We start from the raw sequence: 17,545 nt of genomic DNA on the forward strand, positions 1-17,545 counted from the left end.
TGGGCAAGGCTGCCGATAAATAATTTTGATGCTTACAAGTGCTATTCCTTAAGGGATTAAGGCTTATTATCTGTGTGCTACTTGGGTGATATTCAGGAATTAATATAACCCAAGTAGCGGAGGATATTGCCTTAAGTTAACGGTGATATTTTCTCTCAAAGCAGGTATTTTCTAAGCTGTTTTAATTGAATGATTAAGTCGGCTTAAATTAGTTAATTATTATGTTTATGGCTTTCAAAAACAGGCGTAATATTTGTCCGGCAAGCGATAAATTTAGTATTCCGTGCTGGTCTGCAATTGAGCTGGAACGGATAAACTAATCCCTACTCAAATTTATTGTTATTTTTTGCTATAATCGCTATTTACTGAATATTTTTACAACAGTGTGCTCTTCTCGACTGAGTTTGCTGACTGAAATTCCAATCCAAAACACAATAATTACTTAGATAGAAATGTTACAGACAGAATTCTTGGGCAACCCTCGTCAGTTGTTCTCTCGTTTTAATGGAAATGGCTAGTCATGCAGAAGCGTAGTCGAGTTATTCACCGATTTTTGGCGGTGTACATTGTTACCATGTTGCTGGTAATCGGATTTGTTATTGCCTGGCTTGTGCGAGAAGAGGTACAAACCTCCCGGTATCAAGCCCGTTACCTTTCTGCAATCAGTGAACAATTAAGTTTTAAACTGGCTTCCGGTCCCAGTTCATCAATACGTTACCCTGAGTATGGGCCTTATGATCAAAGATTAGGCTATACACTATTGCCTGAAGTGATTAAGCGCCTGGAAAAAGCGGGTTTTACCGTTACCTCGCAGGCGGCTTTTTCGCCGATGATGGCGGAGTTGGCTGATTACGGTTTGTTCAATATTTATCATGAAAAAACCCAGGCAGGCTTACGAATTATCGACAAATCCGATAAGGTTTTATTTAATGCGGTTTATCCGGCGTATGGCTACCCGAATTTTAAGGCTATTCCACCGTTAATTCTGGATACTTTGCTTTTTATAGAGAATCGGGAGCTACTCAATGAAGAGTATTCCACCTTTAATCCTGCTATCGAATGGGATCGTCTGGGTTTTGCCGGATTACAATTAATGGCCCATAAACTCGGCGCTACCAGCACTGTACCGGGCGGCAGTACTTTGGCAACCCAGCTGGAAAAGTATCGCCATTCAAAGAATGGTTACACTAATTCGATTGTCGATAAATTTCGCCAAATGGGTACGGCATCGTTGCGAGCTTATTTGATGGGGCCTGATACGCTCGAAATGAGGCAAGAAATTGCCCTTTCTTATTTAAACTCGATGCCGCTTGCTGCTGCGCCCAAATTAGGTGAAATTCATGGTTTAGGTGATGGGTTGTCAGCTTGGTTTGGTGCTGATTTTGTTGAGGTTAATAAATTATTAAGTCCGGATGCGCTCAATGCATCTCAGCCCATTACTCATGAACAAGCGCAAGCTTATCGTCAGGTATTGAACATATTACTGTCACAGAGAAGACCCACCTATTTACTGGGGCGGGGCTATGATGCTTTACAAAATTTGACTAACAGTTATTTGCGGTTATTGGCGGAACAGGGTTTTATTTCACCGGCTCTTAGAGATGCAGTCCTTAAAGAGCCTTCGGTTCGTCCGTCCAAATCTGTTTCTGTACCGGCCAAATTTATGACAGAAAAAAAGACGCAGAACGTATTGCGTGCACGTCTTGCTCGTACGCTAGGGGTAAAATCCAATTATGAACTGGATCGCCTTGACTTAACCGTTAAGACTACACTTGACTATCGTACCCAACAAGCGGTTACCAATGCGTTGAGGCAACTAAGTCAACCTGATCAAGCGCGTGCGGCAGGTATACTGGGCTTTAGATTACTCAATGAAAACACGGATCTTACCCCTATTGTCTATAGCTTGATGTTGTTTGAGCGGAGCAAGACGGGTAATCTTCTGCGCGTGCAGACTGATAATTACGATCAGCCTCTTGATATCAATGAAGGCATACGACTGGATCTGGGTTCTACTTCTAAACTTCGTACGATGGTGCATTATCTTGAGCTGATTACAGACATCTATCAACAGTATAAAGATCTTCCTGCCAAGGAACTGGGTCAGATTGAAATACATCCCCGTGACTATTTATCGGCATGGGTAATAGAACAGTTAAAAATATCACCCAAAATCAATCTTGAGGATTTACTTAATCTGGCTCTTGACCGGCGTTATTCAGCAAGCCCCGGTGAGTATTTTTTTACTGGCGGCGGACTGCATCATTTTAATAATTTTACCAAAGATGAAAACGGTAAAATAATGTCGGTGCGATTTGCGTTGCGTGATTCTGTTAACCTGGTCTTTATTCGCCTGATGCGTGATGTGGTTTATCATCACCTTTATAAGCCGGATGGCATTGCACGTTGGCTTGAAAGTCCGGATAATCCAAAGCGTAAAGAATATTTGCAACGTTTTGCCGATAACGAAGGACGTACTTATTTAAACCGTTTTTATGCCAGATACCACGGCAAAACAACAGAAGAAGCAATGGGCATGCTGACCAAAAAAGTGTTTGCCAAACCTTCACGCTTTACCATGCTGTATCGGGCGGTTTATCCTGATCATGACGAAATGGCACTGAGCGCTTTTCTTAATGCAAATTTAGGCAAAAATGCGCTGGTCAATGAAGATGTCTATGCTCTGTACGATAAATATTCAGCAGAAAAATTTGATTTACAAGATCAGGGCTATATTACCAAGATTCATCCACTGGAATTATGGTTGGTTGGTTATTTGGCGCAGCATCCTGAAGCCTCACGCGATGAGGTTATGACGGCCAGTTATGAACAACGCCTGGAAGTTTACCGGTGGCTGTTTAAGAACCATCGAAAAAATGCCCAACAGCGGCGCATTATGACCTTACTGGAAGAGGAGGCTTTTAAAGAAATTCATAGTGCCTGGAAACGCGTGGGTTATCCCTTCGAGGCATTAACCCCTTCTTACGCGACCTCTATAGGTGCATCAGGCGATAGACCGGCTGCCTTGGCCGAGCTTACCGGTATTTTGTTAAATGACGGCATCAGGTTACCGGCTGTGCGGTTTGAAAGTTTACATTACGCTGTAGGTACCCCTTATGAAACGCTAATGAACAAGACTCCGGATCAAGGTCAGCGTATCTTTGCGCCTGAAATTGCCAAGGTTGCCCGTGGTGCGATGGTTGGAGTGGTAGCAGGAGGAACCGCCGGTCGTCTTAATGGTGTTTATACGGACACTGAAGGTAAGCCATTATCAGTAGGTGGAAAAACCGGAACCGGAGATCATCGTAAACAAGTATGGGCTGCTGGTGGCCATCTGCTGGAATCAAAGTTTATCAGTCGTGCTGCTACGTTTACATTCTTTCTGGGTGATCAATTTTTTGGGGTGATTACGGCCTATGTAGAGGGAGATAATGCCGGACTTTATCACTTCACCAGTTCATTACCGGTACAAATAATCAAGTTTCTTAAACCGGTATTATCACCGTTAATAAATAACACCTTGCCTGCTGAAGAAATCACCAAGCCGATAGCTAACGTGATCATTGTTGAAAATGTCAAGCCTGTCATTACATTACCGGTGGCTAAAGTTGTCAGTCCTTTGGTTGAGAAGGTGTCTACCAAAGTTATCAAACCTGCTGCTGAAAAAACCGTCGCTAAAGTGGTCAAGCCGCTAGTTGAAAAAGTGCCGGCTCAAATTACCAAGCCCGTTGCAGAAAAAGCCGTTACTAAAGTCGTCAAGCCATTGTTTGAAAAAGCACCCGCTAAGGTGACCAAGCCTGTTGCAGAAAAAGCCGTTGCTAAAGTGACCAAACCTGCTGCTGAAAAAGTCGTCGCTAAAGTGACCAAGCCTTCAGTTAAAGAAGTAACACCTGAAGCGATTAAGCCGCCGGTTAAAGCAGCATTGGCTAAAAATCCCAAGCCACCAGTCACCGCAACAGATAAAAGTGATAGTGCTACCCGATATTTTAAGTATCCTATACCACCTACGTTAACCCAGTAAAAAAGATTGTTGTTAAGTAAGTTTTTGTGGTTGATTTACTTTATATTTGCGCTTCTAGTTCAGATAGCTCTGCCAGAGTATTGATATTAATAAATACCTCCGGCTCGTTACTAAAATCTGCCTTCACCATTTTTTGTTGTTCCAACCATTGGCTAATTTTACGATCACCACTAGCCAGGTAATCTTGCAAGCCGAATTTTAGTGATGTTTTTATCGCCAAAAAAACCGGATGCAAGCGTTCTCCATCAAAAGCAACAGCCACATCAGCCGCATTTTCTGCGCGTGTAGCCAGCAGTTTTTGCAAATGTTCAGCTTTAATTAATGGCGAATCACAAGGGACAACAACCAATACCTCGGCATCGGTATAAATCATTGCCGTTAATACACCCGCCAAAGGCCCGTCAAAGCTGCCAGTTTGATCGGGTATTACCGGTAACCCAAACGCCTGATACTGCTCCCTGTTACGATTGGCATTGATAATTGACTCATCCGCAACGGCGGTGAGAGCCGCTATGGCATAGCTTACCATCGGGCGACCCTTATAATTTATCAGGCCTTTATCCTGATTATTCATGCGTCTGGCTAATCCGCCAGCAAGAATGACCCCGGCTACTTTTGTTTGATTGTTCATAATGCTAAGCTTTGTTTGTGACTGCGAGCGGTTATAATTAAAAGATGAGCCAACAAAGCATTAGTTGATTTCCAATGACTGCGCTGTGCTTATCGCCCATTAACCGGGCATATTTTTTTATCTTCTGATTTATGGGAATAAATGTTAACAATGAAAAATAAATATATAGTCTCTGTTTTAACCCTTTGCTTGGGTGCAGCCATTACCGGTTGTGCAACAGCGCCTGAAAAAACTATTGAACAAGTATCTACACCAACGCCTTTAGCCAATGATTATCCCACAAGAGATCGTGTTGAATATGTTTTAAACTGTATTGCACAACATGGTGGTCTCACTTATGTCAGGCAATATGCTTGTGGATGTAAGATTGATAAAATTGCTGAAAAAATGACTTTTTCTGATTTTGAATCGGCAAAAACCTTTAGCTATTTAAGTAAGGGACAGACCGGTGATGCCGGAGCTGTTTTTCGTGATCCTGCCCAGTCCAAAGATTTACGGACACGGCTTAAAGAAGCCGAAGCCTCTGCTGAAAAAAGCTGTTTTGTAAAATAAGATTATTTCTTGCGAATAGTCGTCCCGGCTTGCTGGTATTTTTATTTATTGACTGTGTTGTCAAAATAGCAAGTAGCCTCGATGTAATGCAGCAGTGCGACTGGCTGGTAATCAGTTAATTACTTGGTGTAAGTCCAGTCATTGTCCTGTGAGAAGGGAAAATGTAGGTGAAAGCTATGTTCCACGCGGTCACGGATGTGGAAAACAGAAAGATATTAACACCTTGTAATATATAGTCTTAAACACGTTCAAAAAACCGCAATCTTGACCGCTCGGAGTATATATCACTCAACGCCAAGAAAGTTTATATCAATACTTCGGACAGTTTTTATAATTGATACTTTACCAATATAAGGCTTGTGGCAGTTTGTGGATAATTAAATCAAACTTATGCAAAATATAGAGTGGAGTTAAATTCTAACTAATTGAAAATTAGTAAGTTATTTATTAGTATAAATATTAGGTTTTTTAGGTGATTCGCCAAATAACATAACATTTCAATAGCTTAAAGCTATCAAAAGTATTGATTTATAAGGGCAGGTAAAAAAGACAGACCATCGATTTAAGGCTATAGGGGGTGTCAATATAACCGAATTACGCAGGACTTTTGGGATTTATTTTCATCATAAGATTGTACAAAAGGTGTGCGTCAGCTTTTTTATATTTTCCTGACAACAACAGGTCGGGCGTAATAGTTCAGTATCAACAGGCGTTGGGCTTTATTGATTAGCCACAGCGACAGAACAAAGCAGAGCAGGGCGCTACACGCAATCCACAAGTCTGCATATTGGTCATTATCCGTGAGTAACCAATCGGCAATGCCGGCACCTGTAAACAGGGCGATTAAAGGCATTAGATACAATAATAAAGACGCACGTAGTAACAAGTTTTCATCAATTGCCACCATAACTTCATCGCCGGTTTTTAGTTGAATGTTGCAATCTACCGGCACTGATTTTTTTTTAAGAACGCTGCCAATGGCGTTGGTTGTACAAGATGCTTTTTGTTGGCAGCCGCCGCAAGCATTATTTTGTCCGCTTTCGACCCAGACCTGGTGATTTTCTATTTTTACCACGACCGCTAATTCTTCAATCATAATCACACCATTAATCGCTAAGTGTCAGATGCTTTTCGGCAAAATAAAGTGTGCCATCAATTTCTTCCAGACGTAGTGCCTGCAAGCATTGTCCAAAACAAACCGGACTTTGGCATTCACCGGTTTTTGGCTCAAAGACAAAGCCGTGCATGGAGCAACGCAGATATTTTCCGGTTTCGTCAAAGATAGCGTCCTGTTGACAATTTAAAGGCCTGTGCATGTGCATACAATTATTGATGTATGCGTAAGTCGATTCTTCAAAAGCGAAAATTATGACTGAAACAGGCTGTTTTTTATAGTTGACGTGACGAATTAAAAAGTTGGTTTCTTCCAGTTCACGACGTGTGCAAGCCGGTTTTTTGTTATCGTTTGCCATAGCTACTCCTGTTTTGATCATTGGCTCGATCTGTTGGGTTACGGCTACCGCCTAACCCAACCTACAAATATTAATCCCAAGTCTTTGCCAACATTTCTAACCAGGCAGCCAGCCTGTCCGATGTCAGGTCTTTCTGATTTTCCTGATCCAAGGCCAAACCTACAAAGTGACCATTAATAACAGCCTTGGAGGACTGAAATTTATAACCCTCTGTAGCCCATTCACCAATGATGGTGGCACCACATTGTTTAAACTGTTCGTATAGATAAAATACTGCATCAACGAATTCAGCGGGATAACTTTTTTGATTACCCAGCCCATAAATAGCCACTTTTTTACCGCTAAAATCCTGTCCTGTCAGCGTTGGCAAAAACTCCTCCCAACTTTCAGTCGCGTTGCCGGTTGACAATCCCGGTAACAAGCCTTCGCCATAAGTAGGCGTACCTAAAATCAAAATATCAAACGCCAACAAATCAGTCACTTTGGCATTGCGTATATTCACCGGTTTGGCAGCAACACCGGAACCCAGTGCCGTTGTAATATCCTTGGCAATACGTCGGGTGTTGCCGGTATCAGTCCCAAAAAAAACGCCTACTTTAGCCATGACTTCCTCACTATAAAATGGACGCCTGATGTTTTAATTTCAGGGCAGGTTAATGTACTCCGCACGGTCACATTTTCGGTTTCCTGATCGGTTATTTTATCTGATAACCGCGTTGCAAAAACAGTTACATAGCCAGCTATGCGCCTGTTTTTACACCTTGCTCTGGAATAAAATAACTCGATTATAAACTCCGTAAACATGATCGCGCGGAGTATAGATTGTTAAAGATTTATTTGCAGCAGCCCGGCTTCCTTGTTGATCTGTTTTTCCTGCCATTCGTTAGGGGTATAAGCTTTTACGCTGACGGCGTGGAGTTTTCCTGAAGCCAGCGGCTCTTTCAAGGTTACCATAACCGCTTGCTGTTTTTTAACCAAAGCCAGGTCAGTAAATTGCTCGCTAACCACAGTAATCAATAAATCACAGCCTTCGCCTTCGACCAGAACTTTGGCATCAGGAATGCCTGATTGCACCAGTTGTTCAATAGCACTAATGGATAGGCCCTCTTTTTTGGCTTCTACTGTCTTTGGCGCGGCCGAGGTTAACAGGGGTAATAAACTACCGTTATTTGACAGTTCTTCAATGATGTCACAACCCCCAACCAGTTCGCCGTTAACAAATAGCTGCGGATAAGTTGGCCAGTGCGAAATACTCGGTAACTTTTCACGGATAAAAGGGGCTTCCAATATATTGACATAAGCATATGGAATATGGGTTGCATTTAAAATACCGACTGATTTGGCTGAAAATCCACATTGCGGATTAGCAGGCACCCCTTTCATATACAAAATGACAGGGTTGGTTGCCAGTTGATGACGGATTTTGTCTTCGGTTTTCATGATATTCCCGTTTATTGTCTAATAATGTAAAGAGTTAAATAATTACCACGAAGGCACGAAGTTCACGAAGAAAAAGCCTCAAAGTACAAGCTTGGTGTCTTTGTGGTGTTCTTGCGATAAGTTGATGTCCAAGTTATTGTTCAAAAGTTTTTACCAGCGTTTTTAAAGCGATTAAAGTCTTTAAACGTTTCAGTCGGGGTTACAAACCCCGGCCGGCATTGGCTATGATTTTTACGTTCCCGCCTGTTGTCTGAGTTTAATTTCAGCTTTTTTAAGCAATCTGATTTCACCTTCTCCTCTAACGACTTCGGCATCAACTATGCATTGCTCAATATCGTCACAGGAAGGAATATCAAACATGGTTCTTCTGAGAATCTGTTCCAAAATGCTTCGCAAGCCTCGGGCGCCTGTTTCACGTTCTATGGCTTTTTTGGCGATTTCAACCAGAGCATCGGGTTCAAACTTTAGCTCTACACCATCGTAGGCAAATAATTGTTGATACTGACGAACCAGCGCATTTTTAGGCTCGGTTAAAATTCTGATCAATGAATCTATATCCAGAGGTTCCAGCGGTGCCAATACCGGAAAACGACCAATAAATTCAGGAATCAAACCAAATTTACGCAAATCACTGGGTTGTGTGGCATTAAGCAAGGCTTCAAGTGCGGGTTTATCAGACGTGTCGTTTACTTCAGCATGAAAACCGATGGCAGAATTGGTAGGCAGCAAGCGTTTTTCTACATATTTTTCCAGGCCTGGAAATGAACCGCCGGCAATAAACAGAATATTGCGCGTATCAATGGTCATTTCACTGTCCTTGTTGCGTTGACCTTTTCCGGAAACCTTGACATGCGAACCTTCGACCAACCGCAGTAATGCTTGTTGGACACCTTCACCGGAAACATCACGCGTTCCGGTTTGTTGTTCGGGACTGCGGGCAATTTTGTCAATTTCATCCAGATAGACAATACCCCATTCTGCATTGGCCATATTGCCTTCTGCGACATCCAATAATCTGACCAGAATGTTTTCGACATCGTCGCCCACATAGCCCGCCTGGGTTAGCGTTGTCGCATCAGCGATAACAAAGGGAACACCGACAATTTTAGCCAACGTGCTGGCTAATAAGGTTTTACCGGTACCGGATGGGCCTATTAACAGAATATTGGCTTTGCCGATTTCAACATCTTTATCAAATTCACCCAGTCCGGAGTTACCGCCTTCATGTTTGAGCCGTTTGTAATGGTTATAAACAGCAACGGATAGAATTTCTTTTGCCAGATCCTGACCAATAATGTATTGATCAAGATGCGCCTTTATCTTTGCCGGAATAGGTAACGGGCCCTGCATTTCAGAAAGCTCTTTTTTTCGGCTCCAATTGCTGACAACCTGACTGGCCAGCAAAACGCAATCGCCACAAATAGTACCATCGCTACCTGCAATCAAAGGTACCGTGGGTGATTGAGCTATGCCGCAAAAGGAACAGTGTTTAATTTCTTTATCGCTCATGGATAATTCCTTATGGTTACTTTGGCTAACTGATGCCATGCATTGTAAAAAAACTTCTTTCCGTGGCTTTCATGTCCATTGAGCGTGTATAACGTCAGTCAGATAAACCGGCCAACCATTCGCGCTGACACGTTCGCCGCAAACGATTACGCATTATTTCACGTATTTTTGGTGTCGCTTTTTGTAACGACAACGTTTCTGCTTTTTGTATTTGTCGGCATAAAACAAGATGAAAACCGATTTCCGATTCAACAATATCGCTGACTTCACCGACTTTTATACTAAAAAGTACCGTATCCAATTCCGGATACAGCTTGCCACGGGGTACCAATCCCAAAACACCGCCTTGCAGCGCAGTCGGACATTCAGAATGTTTTAAGGCCAGGTCAGCAAATTTATGGGGTTTCTTTTGTAATTTCTCGCTGATTTCCTGCATTCTGGCAAAAGCCGTTGCACGGATATTTTCGGGGTAGTCAGGATTAATACTGATCAATATATGACAAGCTTCACGCCGTTCTGGACGATTAAATTGTTCGCTATGTAAATGGTAATAAATGCCTATCTCTACTTCGCTGATATCGGGTGCACGTGACGCTATAAACTCCAATACCACATTAACCCTGCACTGACGATAAAGCGCGGCTTCCAGACTATCCTTGCTGAGCCGGTTTTTTTTCAGATCACTAAAAAATGACTCATCATCAGCATAACGACCGCGGATTTCCTTATAAGCATCCTGTAATTCCTGAGCGGAAATAATAACGGCTGCCGCTTCAGGCGTATTAAGAATTCGGCTTTCAATTTTAACCTCATTGAGAGCCTGAATTTCTGCCTGTCTTAATTCAGCGGTTGGTAACTCATCCGGTGTTTTTTTAAATAGCGTCAGGGCCGCTCTTAACAAAGCATAAGGATAGGTCTGGACAGGCTGTTTGGACGGGTTCATATCAAACCTCTGGTTCATTAAATGATTCAGGGTGTGCGGGCGCCAGCGCCGATTCAGGCACTTGCAAGGTTCTGCCCTGAAAGGCAACATGATATTGAATCTGTTTACTGTCTCTAAGTACCTTGAAGACTTCGCCTTCAGTACCTTTTTCAAACAGGATATTACCTTGCATGCCTAAATCAATATTACAAACAACCCGGTCCCTAAATTCAAAGCGACTGGGGTTCCAAGGTTCATCTGCGCCGATCAGCTCTTCCAGTCGACAACCCACCATTCGGTCAACAGCCAGGAAATGAACGGTATAAATAACCTGGTCTTGTAAAAATGTACCTACATTAAGGATATTGCCGGCACTGCCCCGACGAACCAATAAGTTACCAACATCCATTCCCGGGTAGGTACCGTCATTACGGATGTTTCTGGTGACCCGAACCGCTTCACCAAATTCAAACCGGCCTTCGTCGAAACGCTCGGGATTCATGTTTTTATATCACCCAGAGCTACGAAGGCAGTTTGTGCTTGGCCCATGGAAAACACCTTAAACACTTTTTCTGTTTGCGCATCGGACTCGACAAAATCCTGATAAGCCCGCAGTAATAATTTACTGTAGACAGCCCGCTTTGCCGACTCATTTTCAGGCATGTCAGTGCCGGCTTTTTGTAAGTAATCATGAAAACGTTGCAGAATATGTAAGCGATTGACATGCACCACACTTGGCTCGTAGTCCAGTGTAAAGTATTGTAAGAAGTCTTCTGCAGACTCCAGTTCTTCCATTTCTTCTTCAAAATTCATGAGGTTTCTCCGGTTATCATTAAATAGGCCCGACTAAAGAGACATCCTGAGTCAGCAGGTAAATTACCAGAATGATAAATACAGCCAGGCTCACTATTCCCATTAATAACGCATTCTTGTCTTTCAACCATAATCTTGCTCCGGTAATAAAATCTCATGGCTTCTGTATTCATGTCGTAACCCAAGCTACACGACTTCATCTTGTCGTTTAACAACCAATTCCAGCAAGCCCTTTGCGCCGATTCGATCCTTAACATCCAAGCCCACCAGCTTCTCAAAAATCTGCTGACTTAGCGCCAGATTATTCAGGCGCATATTTAAAAAACCAACGGCTTTCAAGGTAAATAAATACAATCTGACCTGAGTTAATAATCCTGCCGGAGTATTTTTGATATGACCTGAGTGTAAATTACGCCAGTCCTCAGGAAAATCCAGTAAAGCCCTGATAACTGCCAAGGCTTTAAGGGTTGCTTGTAACGCCTCTTCCAAGCGATGTTGGTAATAGTAAAAACGGTTTAAGGCAACCAATACATTCAACGATTCAGGTGCCAGAAAATACGCTTTTAATAACGGTATTTCGGCGTCACCTGACGCATAATTTTCTGCGGCAGCCGTTATCATTTCGTTAACGCCGGCAATATCCGGTTCTTCAAAATACAAACCTTGTGCTTCAAAATCCAACAGGTCCATTTAAACCCTCGCTCTGGTAGAGACGCGATTAATCGCGTCTCTACTCTCTTTCTTGGGAATACAAACGCTTTCTGCTTCACAGTTATCACAGTTTTCGTCATTAGCGATTTTATTGAACTGGTTTTGTCTGGCTTCCAGTTCATCAAGCCTTTCAAGCAGACAAGAAATGGCCTTTCCTACCGGGTCAGGAATAAGGTGATGATTCAGGTCAATACCCTGTAGGCTTTGTATTTGCGTGCCTTTACTTTGAATGACACGTCCCGGAATACCCACTACCGTACAACAAGGTGGAACATCTTTAACGACCACTGAATTAGCGCCAACCCGAACGTTATTGCCCAAGGTAATGGCGCCAAGAATTTTGGCTCCCGAACCCACCAGGACGTTATTGCCCAGTGTTGGATGACGTTTTTCCTTGTTCCAGGTCGTGCCACCCAAGGTTACGCCATGATATAAAGTCACATCATTACCAATCTCTGTTGTCTCACCGATCACTACACCCAAGGCGTGGTCGATAAATAATCGTCGCCCGATGGTCGCGCCTGGATGAATTTCAACATTCGTCAGTATTCTGGCCGTTGCCGCCAAAATCCTGGCAGTTAATTTCCAGTTTGCTTTCCATAAACGGTGACTGATTCGGTGTACCAATACCGCATGCACACCGGAATAGGTTAATAATATTTCCCAGACACTGTGTGCCGCCGGATCCCGGCCAAAAACACAGTAGACATCTTCATGCCATTGGGCGAAAAACCCCTGTGGTGTTTCTGCCCGGCTTTTAATATTATTTGGCATGACCATAACCATTTCCAAAGCTCCCGGTAAGTGTGCCGATGATGTTGTTTGTTGTTTTAACTTAAGCTCCAACTGCTTTTTCCCAAGGTTGGTCGCCCTGGTATTCTAAAAAAGGAACCCGGATATCGATCATCATCTTGAACCGGTATTTCTACCGCTTCTTTTACTTCCGGTTCGCATGACTCCAGCTCAGTCTGTTCATTCATGATAAAGTGTCCTTTTACAGATTTTGATGAAAAAGATTTAAGTCTTCAGTTTTTGGTGATTTTTTTGTGTTACTGACAAAAAGCCTGATTACAGTCAACAATTTTTGTGCCTGTAACCGCGTTACTGCTATGCCTATTTGTTTATAAGCATGAATAACACCTTGGGTACCGGAATGTTTACCCAGTACCAATTGATGACAGCGCCCGACAATGGCAGGATCTACGCCTTGATAATTATTGGGGTCTTTTAATAATCCATCAACATGAATGCCGGCTTCATGACTGAATACATTTTTTCCAATCAGGCTTTTTCGGCTACCTATGGCATCACCCGATGCTCGCGCAACCTGCTCGGACAGCAAGGGGAAATTCTGTAACGATATGCCGGTTTTAAAGCCATATAATTGTGTCAAGCCGACGACAACCTCTTCCAAAGCCGCATTACCGGCACGTTCACCCAGTCCGTTAACCGTGGTATTAACATGGGTTGCGCCGGCCAAAGCCGCTGCCAGCGTATTGGCGGTAGCAAGCCCCAGATCGTCATGAGCGTGCATTTCAATTTCCAGATCCGTTGCCGCCCGTAACTTTTTGATCGTCTCAAAGACACCAAACGGTTCCATAATGCCGACCGTATCGGCAAAACGGATTCTACTCGCCCCGGCCTGTTGCGCAGTTTCAACCATACGGATTAAAAAATCCACGTCTGCCCGGGAAGCATCTTCCATCCCGACACACACGTCCAAGCCCAGACTTCTCGCTTCCTGCACACAACTGTTAATGGTGTTTAAAACCCATGGTCGACTTTGTTTAAGCTTATGGTGGATGTGCTGGTCGGAAGCCGAAATGGATAAATCAACCTTGTGCACATTCAAACCTAAACAGGCATATAAATCATCACGCCGCATTCTTGACCAGACCAGTAGCGTTGAGGGTAATCCTAAAGCGGCAATAGCCTTGATTTCATCTCTTTCTACCGCGCCCATTGCCGGAATGCCGATCTCCAGTTCGGGGACACCCAAGTCCGCCAACCGGTTTGCAATCTCCAGCTTTTCATTCAGCGAAAAAGCCACACCCGCGGATTGCTCACCATCCCTGAGCGTCGTGTCATCTATGATAATTTGGCGGGTTTGTGTTTTCATAATTCACCGTAGGGTACGCACCGCGTACCTTTTTAGATTCAAAGGGTACGCAGTGCGTACCCTACGCATAAACCGGTGCAAAGGCTTTTTCAGGATCGGCTACCGGGCCGTTACCATCCCAATACGGCGACAATTTACGCAACGTGGCGACAATCCCCGGCATCACTCTCAACACTTCATCGACTTCGGACATATCGTTGTAGCGCGAAAAGGAAAAGCGAATGGTGCCGTGTGCGGCGGTGTAGGGGATATCCATCGCCCGCATGACATGCGAAGGTTCCAATGATCCTGAAGTACAGGCTGAGCCACTGGATGCAGCAATACCGGCCTTGTTCAGTAACATTAAAATTGATTCACCTTCGATATATTCGAAGGCAATGTCAGTCGTGTTGGGCAAACGGTTATAAATGTCGCCAGTGATAAAACAATGCGGAATCTGGTCAGTAAGACCACGTTCCAGACGGTCACGCATGGCTTTTACTTGGGTGTTTTCATATTTGATAAACTCTAGCGCCAACTCACAGGCTTTTCCCAGGCCAACAATTGATGCGCTGTTTTCAGTTCCCGCCCGTCTGCCACGTTCTTGATGTCCGCCGCGTAATAAGGCACGATAACGCGTACCACGACGCAGGTACAAAACACCGATGCCTTTGGGAGCATGTAACTTGTGTCCCGATAAGGACAACATATCAATTTTGGTATATTGCAGATTCATGGGAATCTTGCCCACCGCCTGCACTGCATCGGTATGAAACATGACCCCTTCTGCATTAGCCATATCCGCCATTTCTTCAACCGGGAAAATAGTACCGGTTTCATTATTGGCCCACATCACCGAGACAATAGCGACGTTGTTGGATAATAAATTCTTGTAAGCATTTAAGTTCAGGCGGCCGGCTTTATCAACCGGCATTCTGTGAATGGTATAACCCTCTTTTTCAAGCATGTCACAGACGCTTAAAATGGCCGGATGTTCGACCGTCGTGGTAATGATTTCTTTCTTGTTCGGCTGGGCTTTAATCGCAGACAAAATGGCTGTGGAGTTGGATTCAGTTCCGCAAGAAGTAAAAATAATTTCAGAATCATGCTCGCAACCGATCAGTGCCTGAACTTGTTGGCGGGCATGTTTAAGGCCCTTCGCCACACCGTCAGCAAATTTATGGATGGAAGACGGATTGCCGTATTGCTCCAAAAAATAAGGAATCATCATATCGACAACGGCGGGATCAACCTTGGTGGTAGCATTGTTATCCAGGTAAATATCTTTCATCATACCACCTCAATATTGACTAATTTTTTCATTTCCGAAGCCGGTACGACTTTAATAAACTCGCCCATCACTTCCATCAAGCGTTGTTGTATCCCGGCAATGGTCATTGCCGCCATTTGGCAACCGTTACAGGCACCGGTCATGTTGACATAAGCGGTGTTACCAAGAACCTCAACCAACTCTACATCACCACCGTCTGCCATTAATGCCGGTCTTAACGATTCTAAAACCTGCTCAATTTTTTTAATGCGTTGTAAATTGGTTAACGGTGCTTTAACGGCGGCAATTTTTGTTATGGCTTCTACCGGTGCGGCAGTTGGGTCGAATTTCTCGCCTTTTTCAGCCAGCACTTTTTCCAGAATGGCTTCAATGTCTTCATGGCAAGAGGCACAGCCACCGCCTGCTTTGGTAAAATTGGTCACATCTTCAACAGTACGCAATTTATTGGCCCATACCATTTCTTCAATCATCACCGCATCAATCGCGAAACATTTACAGATCAGCGCACCTTCTTCATGATCATCTGTCCATACTTCACCGCGATAATTGGCAATCGCGGCTTGCAGTGCTTCCCGTCCCATCACCGAACAGTGCATTTTTTCGGGTGGCAAGCCTTCCAGTTGATCGGCAATATCCTGGTTGGTTACCTTGGCGGCTTCATCCAGTGTCATGCCTTTAATGATTTCAGTCAGTACCGATGACGAGGCTATCGCTGAACCACAACCAAAGGTTTGAAAACCGGCTTCCAGAATGATTTCACTATCATCATCAACTTTCAAGGTCAGCCGTAACGCATCGCCACAACTGATTGAACCGACTTCACCGGTGGCATTGGCATCAACGACGGCACCTGCATTTTTGGGGTTAAAAAAATGTTCTTTTACTTTATCTGAATAGTCCCACATGGCTTTATCCTCGGATTAACTGGGTGTAGGTGTAAGGTGGGCAACGCTTTTCTGTCCACCGCACAAGGCAATATATGCAATAAAAGATGGGCAAAAAACGTTGCCCACCCTGAATTAAGAACAGGGTTTTCCTGTCGCTTCGGTACTGGTATTAAAGGACGTCCCACAAGCGCAACTTTTAGCCGCATTAGGATTGGTAAACTTAAATCCCGAACCTTCAATACTGTCAAGGAAATCGATAGACATACCGTCAAGCATCGGCAGACTGACCGGATCAATAAACACTTTTACTTCACCGCAATCAATAACAGTATCTTCGGGTGTATGGCTGCCTTCAAGCTTCAAGCCGTATTGATAACCTGAACAACCGCCATCAGTGACTTCTATCCGTAAACCTGCCAAAGGTGTCTCCGAACCGGCAATAAAGCGGCCAACAGCGGTAACGGCTTTGTCTGTTAATGTAATCATTTTTAAGCTCTCCTGAATGTGTGGCATCGTTCTTGTTAATACTTATAGCAACCTGTATGCCATTTCGTTGTTTAGTAGTTAAGCTGTTGTTTTAATATTGTTTTAATAATTGATCAATATCATAAATAACGTCTTGTCAAACAGGTTTCAATCACACAATCAACTGACAATGTCAGCTTTGCTACAAAATAGGGGATATAAAATGAATGTAGAAGATTTAGATATTGGTGATGTCATTTACGCCGCTAATACCATTATTGATGATGGCTCAATTCCTGATGGTCTTGAAGGTGAAATATTGGCCGAAGCCGGAACTCGTGGTGTAATTACCCTGATTGGCTATGTCGAAGAAGAGCAGGCGCGTAGCGTTTTTTTGGTACGCTTTGAAGATAAAGACATGAATCTGGGGAGTCCGGTTGGCTGTTGGGTTGAAGATTTGACGATGGAGCCCAGGCTGATTAATTAACTGATGTTACGGAATAGTTAAAAATTTTCACCGAAGGACACGAAGAAAAAAGATATGGTCTTCTTGTTCTTAGTTGATGCGACACAGCCGTAGGCCCGAATAAGACCACCCGAGCCTGTCATGAGCTTGTCGAAGGGCGTATTGCGCGGTGGCGTTTCTGGCATACTGGTACGGAATGCCGGAAACGCTTATTCTCGCTTGCGCTTGAAAAGTCTTATTCCGGCCTACGGGATTTCTGGCACTTAA

General features: G+C 43.7%; 20 protein-coding genes. 4 read left to right on the forward strand and 16 right to left on the reverse strand.

Annotated features, from left to right (window positions below):
- Positions 1-520: 520 nt before the first annotated feature.
- The gene (locus tag N7974_RS01650; RefSeq protein WP_262963964.1) at positions 521-4,021 is read left to right on the forward strand and encodes a transglycosylase domain-containing protein; all 3,501 of its coding nucleotides are present in this window, start codon (positions 521-523) and stop codon (positions 4,019-4,021) included.
- A 40-nt stretch (positions 4,022-4,061) separates the two neighbouring features.
- Here the strand turns inward: N7974_RS01650 and mobA are convergent, their stop codons facing one another.
- Positions 4,062-4,652 carry a molybdenum cofactor guanylyltransferase MobA gene (gene mobA, locus N7974_RS01655; protein WP_262963965.1) on the reverse strand — a complete coding sequence of 197 codons (591 nt, stop codon included), beginning with the start codon at positions 4,650-4,652 and terminating at the stop codon, positions 4,062-4,064.
- A gap of 150 nt (positions 4,653-4,802) precedes the next feature.
- Here mobA and N7974_RS01660 point away from each other — a divergent pair, with 150 nt between their 5' ends.
- Entirely contained in the window at positions 4,803-5,204 is a 402-nt protein-coding gene (locus N7974_RS01660; protein ID WP_262963966.1) for a hypothetical protein, read from the forward strand.
- Between the two features lie 658 nt (positions 5,205-5,862).
- Here the strand turns inward: N7974_RS01660 and N7974_RS01665 are convergent.
- From N7974_RS01665 to N7974_RS01735, 15 genes are all read right to left on the reverse strand, one after another.
- A complete protein-coding gene (locus N7974_RS01665) occupies positions 5,863-6,300 on the reverse strand; it encodes a SoxR reducing system RseC family protein (RefSeq protein WP_262963967.1) in 438 nt (145 codons plus the stop codon).
- Positions 6,301-6,310: 10 nt separating this feature from the next.
- A complete protein-coding gene (locus tag N7974_RS01670; RefSeq protein WP_262963968.1) occupies positions 6,311-6,676 on the reverse strand; it encodes a Rieske (2Fe-2S) protein in 366 nt (121 codons plus the stop codon).
- A 70-nt stretch (positions 6,677-6,746) separates the two neighbouring features.
- Entirely contained in the window at positions 6,747-7,280 is a 534-nt protein-coding gene (locus N7974_RS01675; RefSeq protein WP_262963969.1) for a flavodoxin, read from the reverse strand.
- Between the two features lie 221 nt (positions 7,281-7,501).
- A complete protein-coding gene (gene grxD, locus N7974_RS01680) occupies positions 7,502-8,116 on the reverse strand; it encodes a Grx4 family monothiol glutaredoxin (protein ID WP_262963970.1) in 615 nt (204 codons plus the stop codon).
- 231 nt (positions 8,117-8,347) lie between these two features.
- Positions 8,348-9,625 carry an ATP-dependent Clp protease ATP-binding subunit ClpX gene (gene clpX, locus N7974_RS01685; RefSeq protein ID WP_262963971.1) on the reverse strand — a complete coding sequence of 426 codons (1,278 nt, stop codon included), beginning with the start codon at positions 9,623-9,625 and terminating at the stop codon, positions 8,348-8,350.
- Between the two features lie 94 nt (positions 9,626-9,719).
- The gene (nifM, locus tag N7974_RS01690) at positions 9,720-10,568 is read right to left on the reverse strand and encodes a nitrogen fixation protein NifM (RefSeq protein ID WP_262963972.1); all 849 of its coding nucleotides are present in this window, start codon (positions 10,566-10,568) and stop codon (positions 9,720-9,722) included.
- A gap of 1 nt (position 10,569) precedes the next feature.
- Entirely contained in the window at positions 10,570-11,049 is a 480-nt protein-coding gene (locus tag N7974_RS01695) for a nitrogen fixation protein NifZ (RefSeq protein WP_243217924.1), read from the reverse strand.
- Entirely contained in the window at positions 11,046-11,360 is a 315-nt protein-coding gene (gene nifW / locus N7974_RS01700; RefSeq protein ID WP_262963973.1) for a nitrogenase-stabilizing/protective protein NifW, read from the reverse strand. Before nifW ends, N7974_RS01695 begins: the two co-directional genes overlap by 4 nt.
- A 186-nt stretch (positions 11,361-11,546) precedes the next feature.
- A complete protein-coding gene (locus N7974_RS01705; RefSeq protein WP_262963974.1) occupies positions 11,547-12,050 on the reverse strand; it encodes a hypothetical protein in 504 nt (167 codons plus the stop codon).
- The gene (cysE, locus tag N7974_RS01710; RefSeq protein WP_262963975.1) at positions 12,051-12,845 is read right to left on the reverse strand and encodes a serine O-acetyltransferase; all 795 of its coding nucleotides are present in this window, start codon (positions 12,843-12,845) and stop codon (positions 12,051-12,053) included.
- A gap of 56 nt (positions 12,846-12,901) precedes the next feature.
- Positions 12,902-13,051, reverse strand: a complete 150-nt coding sequence (locus tag N7974_RS01715) for a hypothetical protein (RefSeq protein WP_262963976.1) — start codon at positions 13,049-13,051, stop codon at positions 12,902-12,904.
- A 14-nt stretch (positions 13,052-13,065) separates the two neighbouring features.
- Positions 13,066-14,190, reverse strand: a complete 1,125-nt coding sequence (nifV, locus tag N7974_RS01720; protein ID WP_262963977.1) for a homocitrate synthase — start codon at positions 14,188-14,190, stop codon at positions 13,066-13,068.
- 61 nt (positions 14,191-14,251) lie between these two features.
- Positions 14,252-15,463: a cysteine desulfurase NifS gene (nifS, locus tag N7974_RS01725; protein ID WP_262963978.1), complete on the reverse strand. Its 1,212-nt coding sequence runs from the start codon at positions 15,461-15,463 to the stop codon at positions 14,252-14,254.
- Positions 15,460-16,365 carry a Fe-S cluster assembly protein NifU gene (gene nifU / locus N7974_RS01730; RefSeq protein ID WP_262963979.1) on the reverse strand — a complete coding sequence of 302 codons (906 nt, stop codon included), beginning with the start codon at positions 16,363-16,365 and terminating at the stop codon, positions 15,460-15,462. Before nifU ends, nifS begins: the two co-directional genes overlap by 4 nt.
- A 114-nt stretch (positions 16,366-16,479) precedes the next feature.
- Positions 16,480-16,833: a HesB/IscA family protein gene (locus tag N7974_RS01735; protein ID WP_262963980.1), complete on the reverse strand. Its 354-nt coding sequence runs from the start codon at positions 16,831-16,833 to the stop codon at positions 16,480-16,482.
- 202 nt (positions 16,834-17,035) lie between these two features.
- Between N7974_RS01735 and N7974_RS01740 the strand changes: the two genes are divergently transcribed.
- Complete coding sequence (locus tag N7974_RS01740) at positions 17,036-17,299, forward strand: nitrogen fixation protein NifZ (protein ID WP_262963981.1); 264 nt, start codon at positions 17,036-17,038, stop codon at positions 17,297-17,299.
- Between the two features lie 120 nt (positions 17,300-17,419).
- The gene (locus N7974_RS01745) at positions 17,420-17,545 is read left to right on the forward strand and encodes a hypothetical protein (RefSeq protein ID WP_262963982.1); all 126 of its coding nucleotides are present in this window, start codon (positions 17,420-17,422) and stop codon (positions 17,543-17,545) included.

The organism is Methylobacter psychrophilus, assembly GCF_025583945.1.
Taxonomy (GTDB): Bacteria; Pseudomonadota; Gammaproteobacteria; order Methylococcales; family Methylomonadaceae; genus Methylobacter_C; species Methylobacter_C psychrophilus.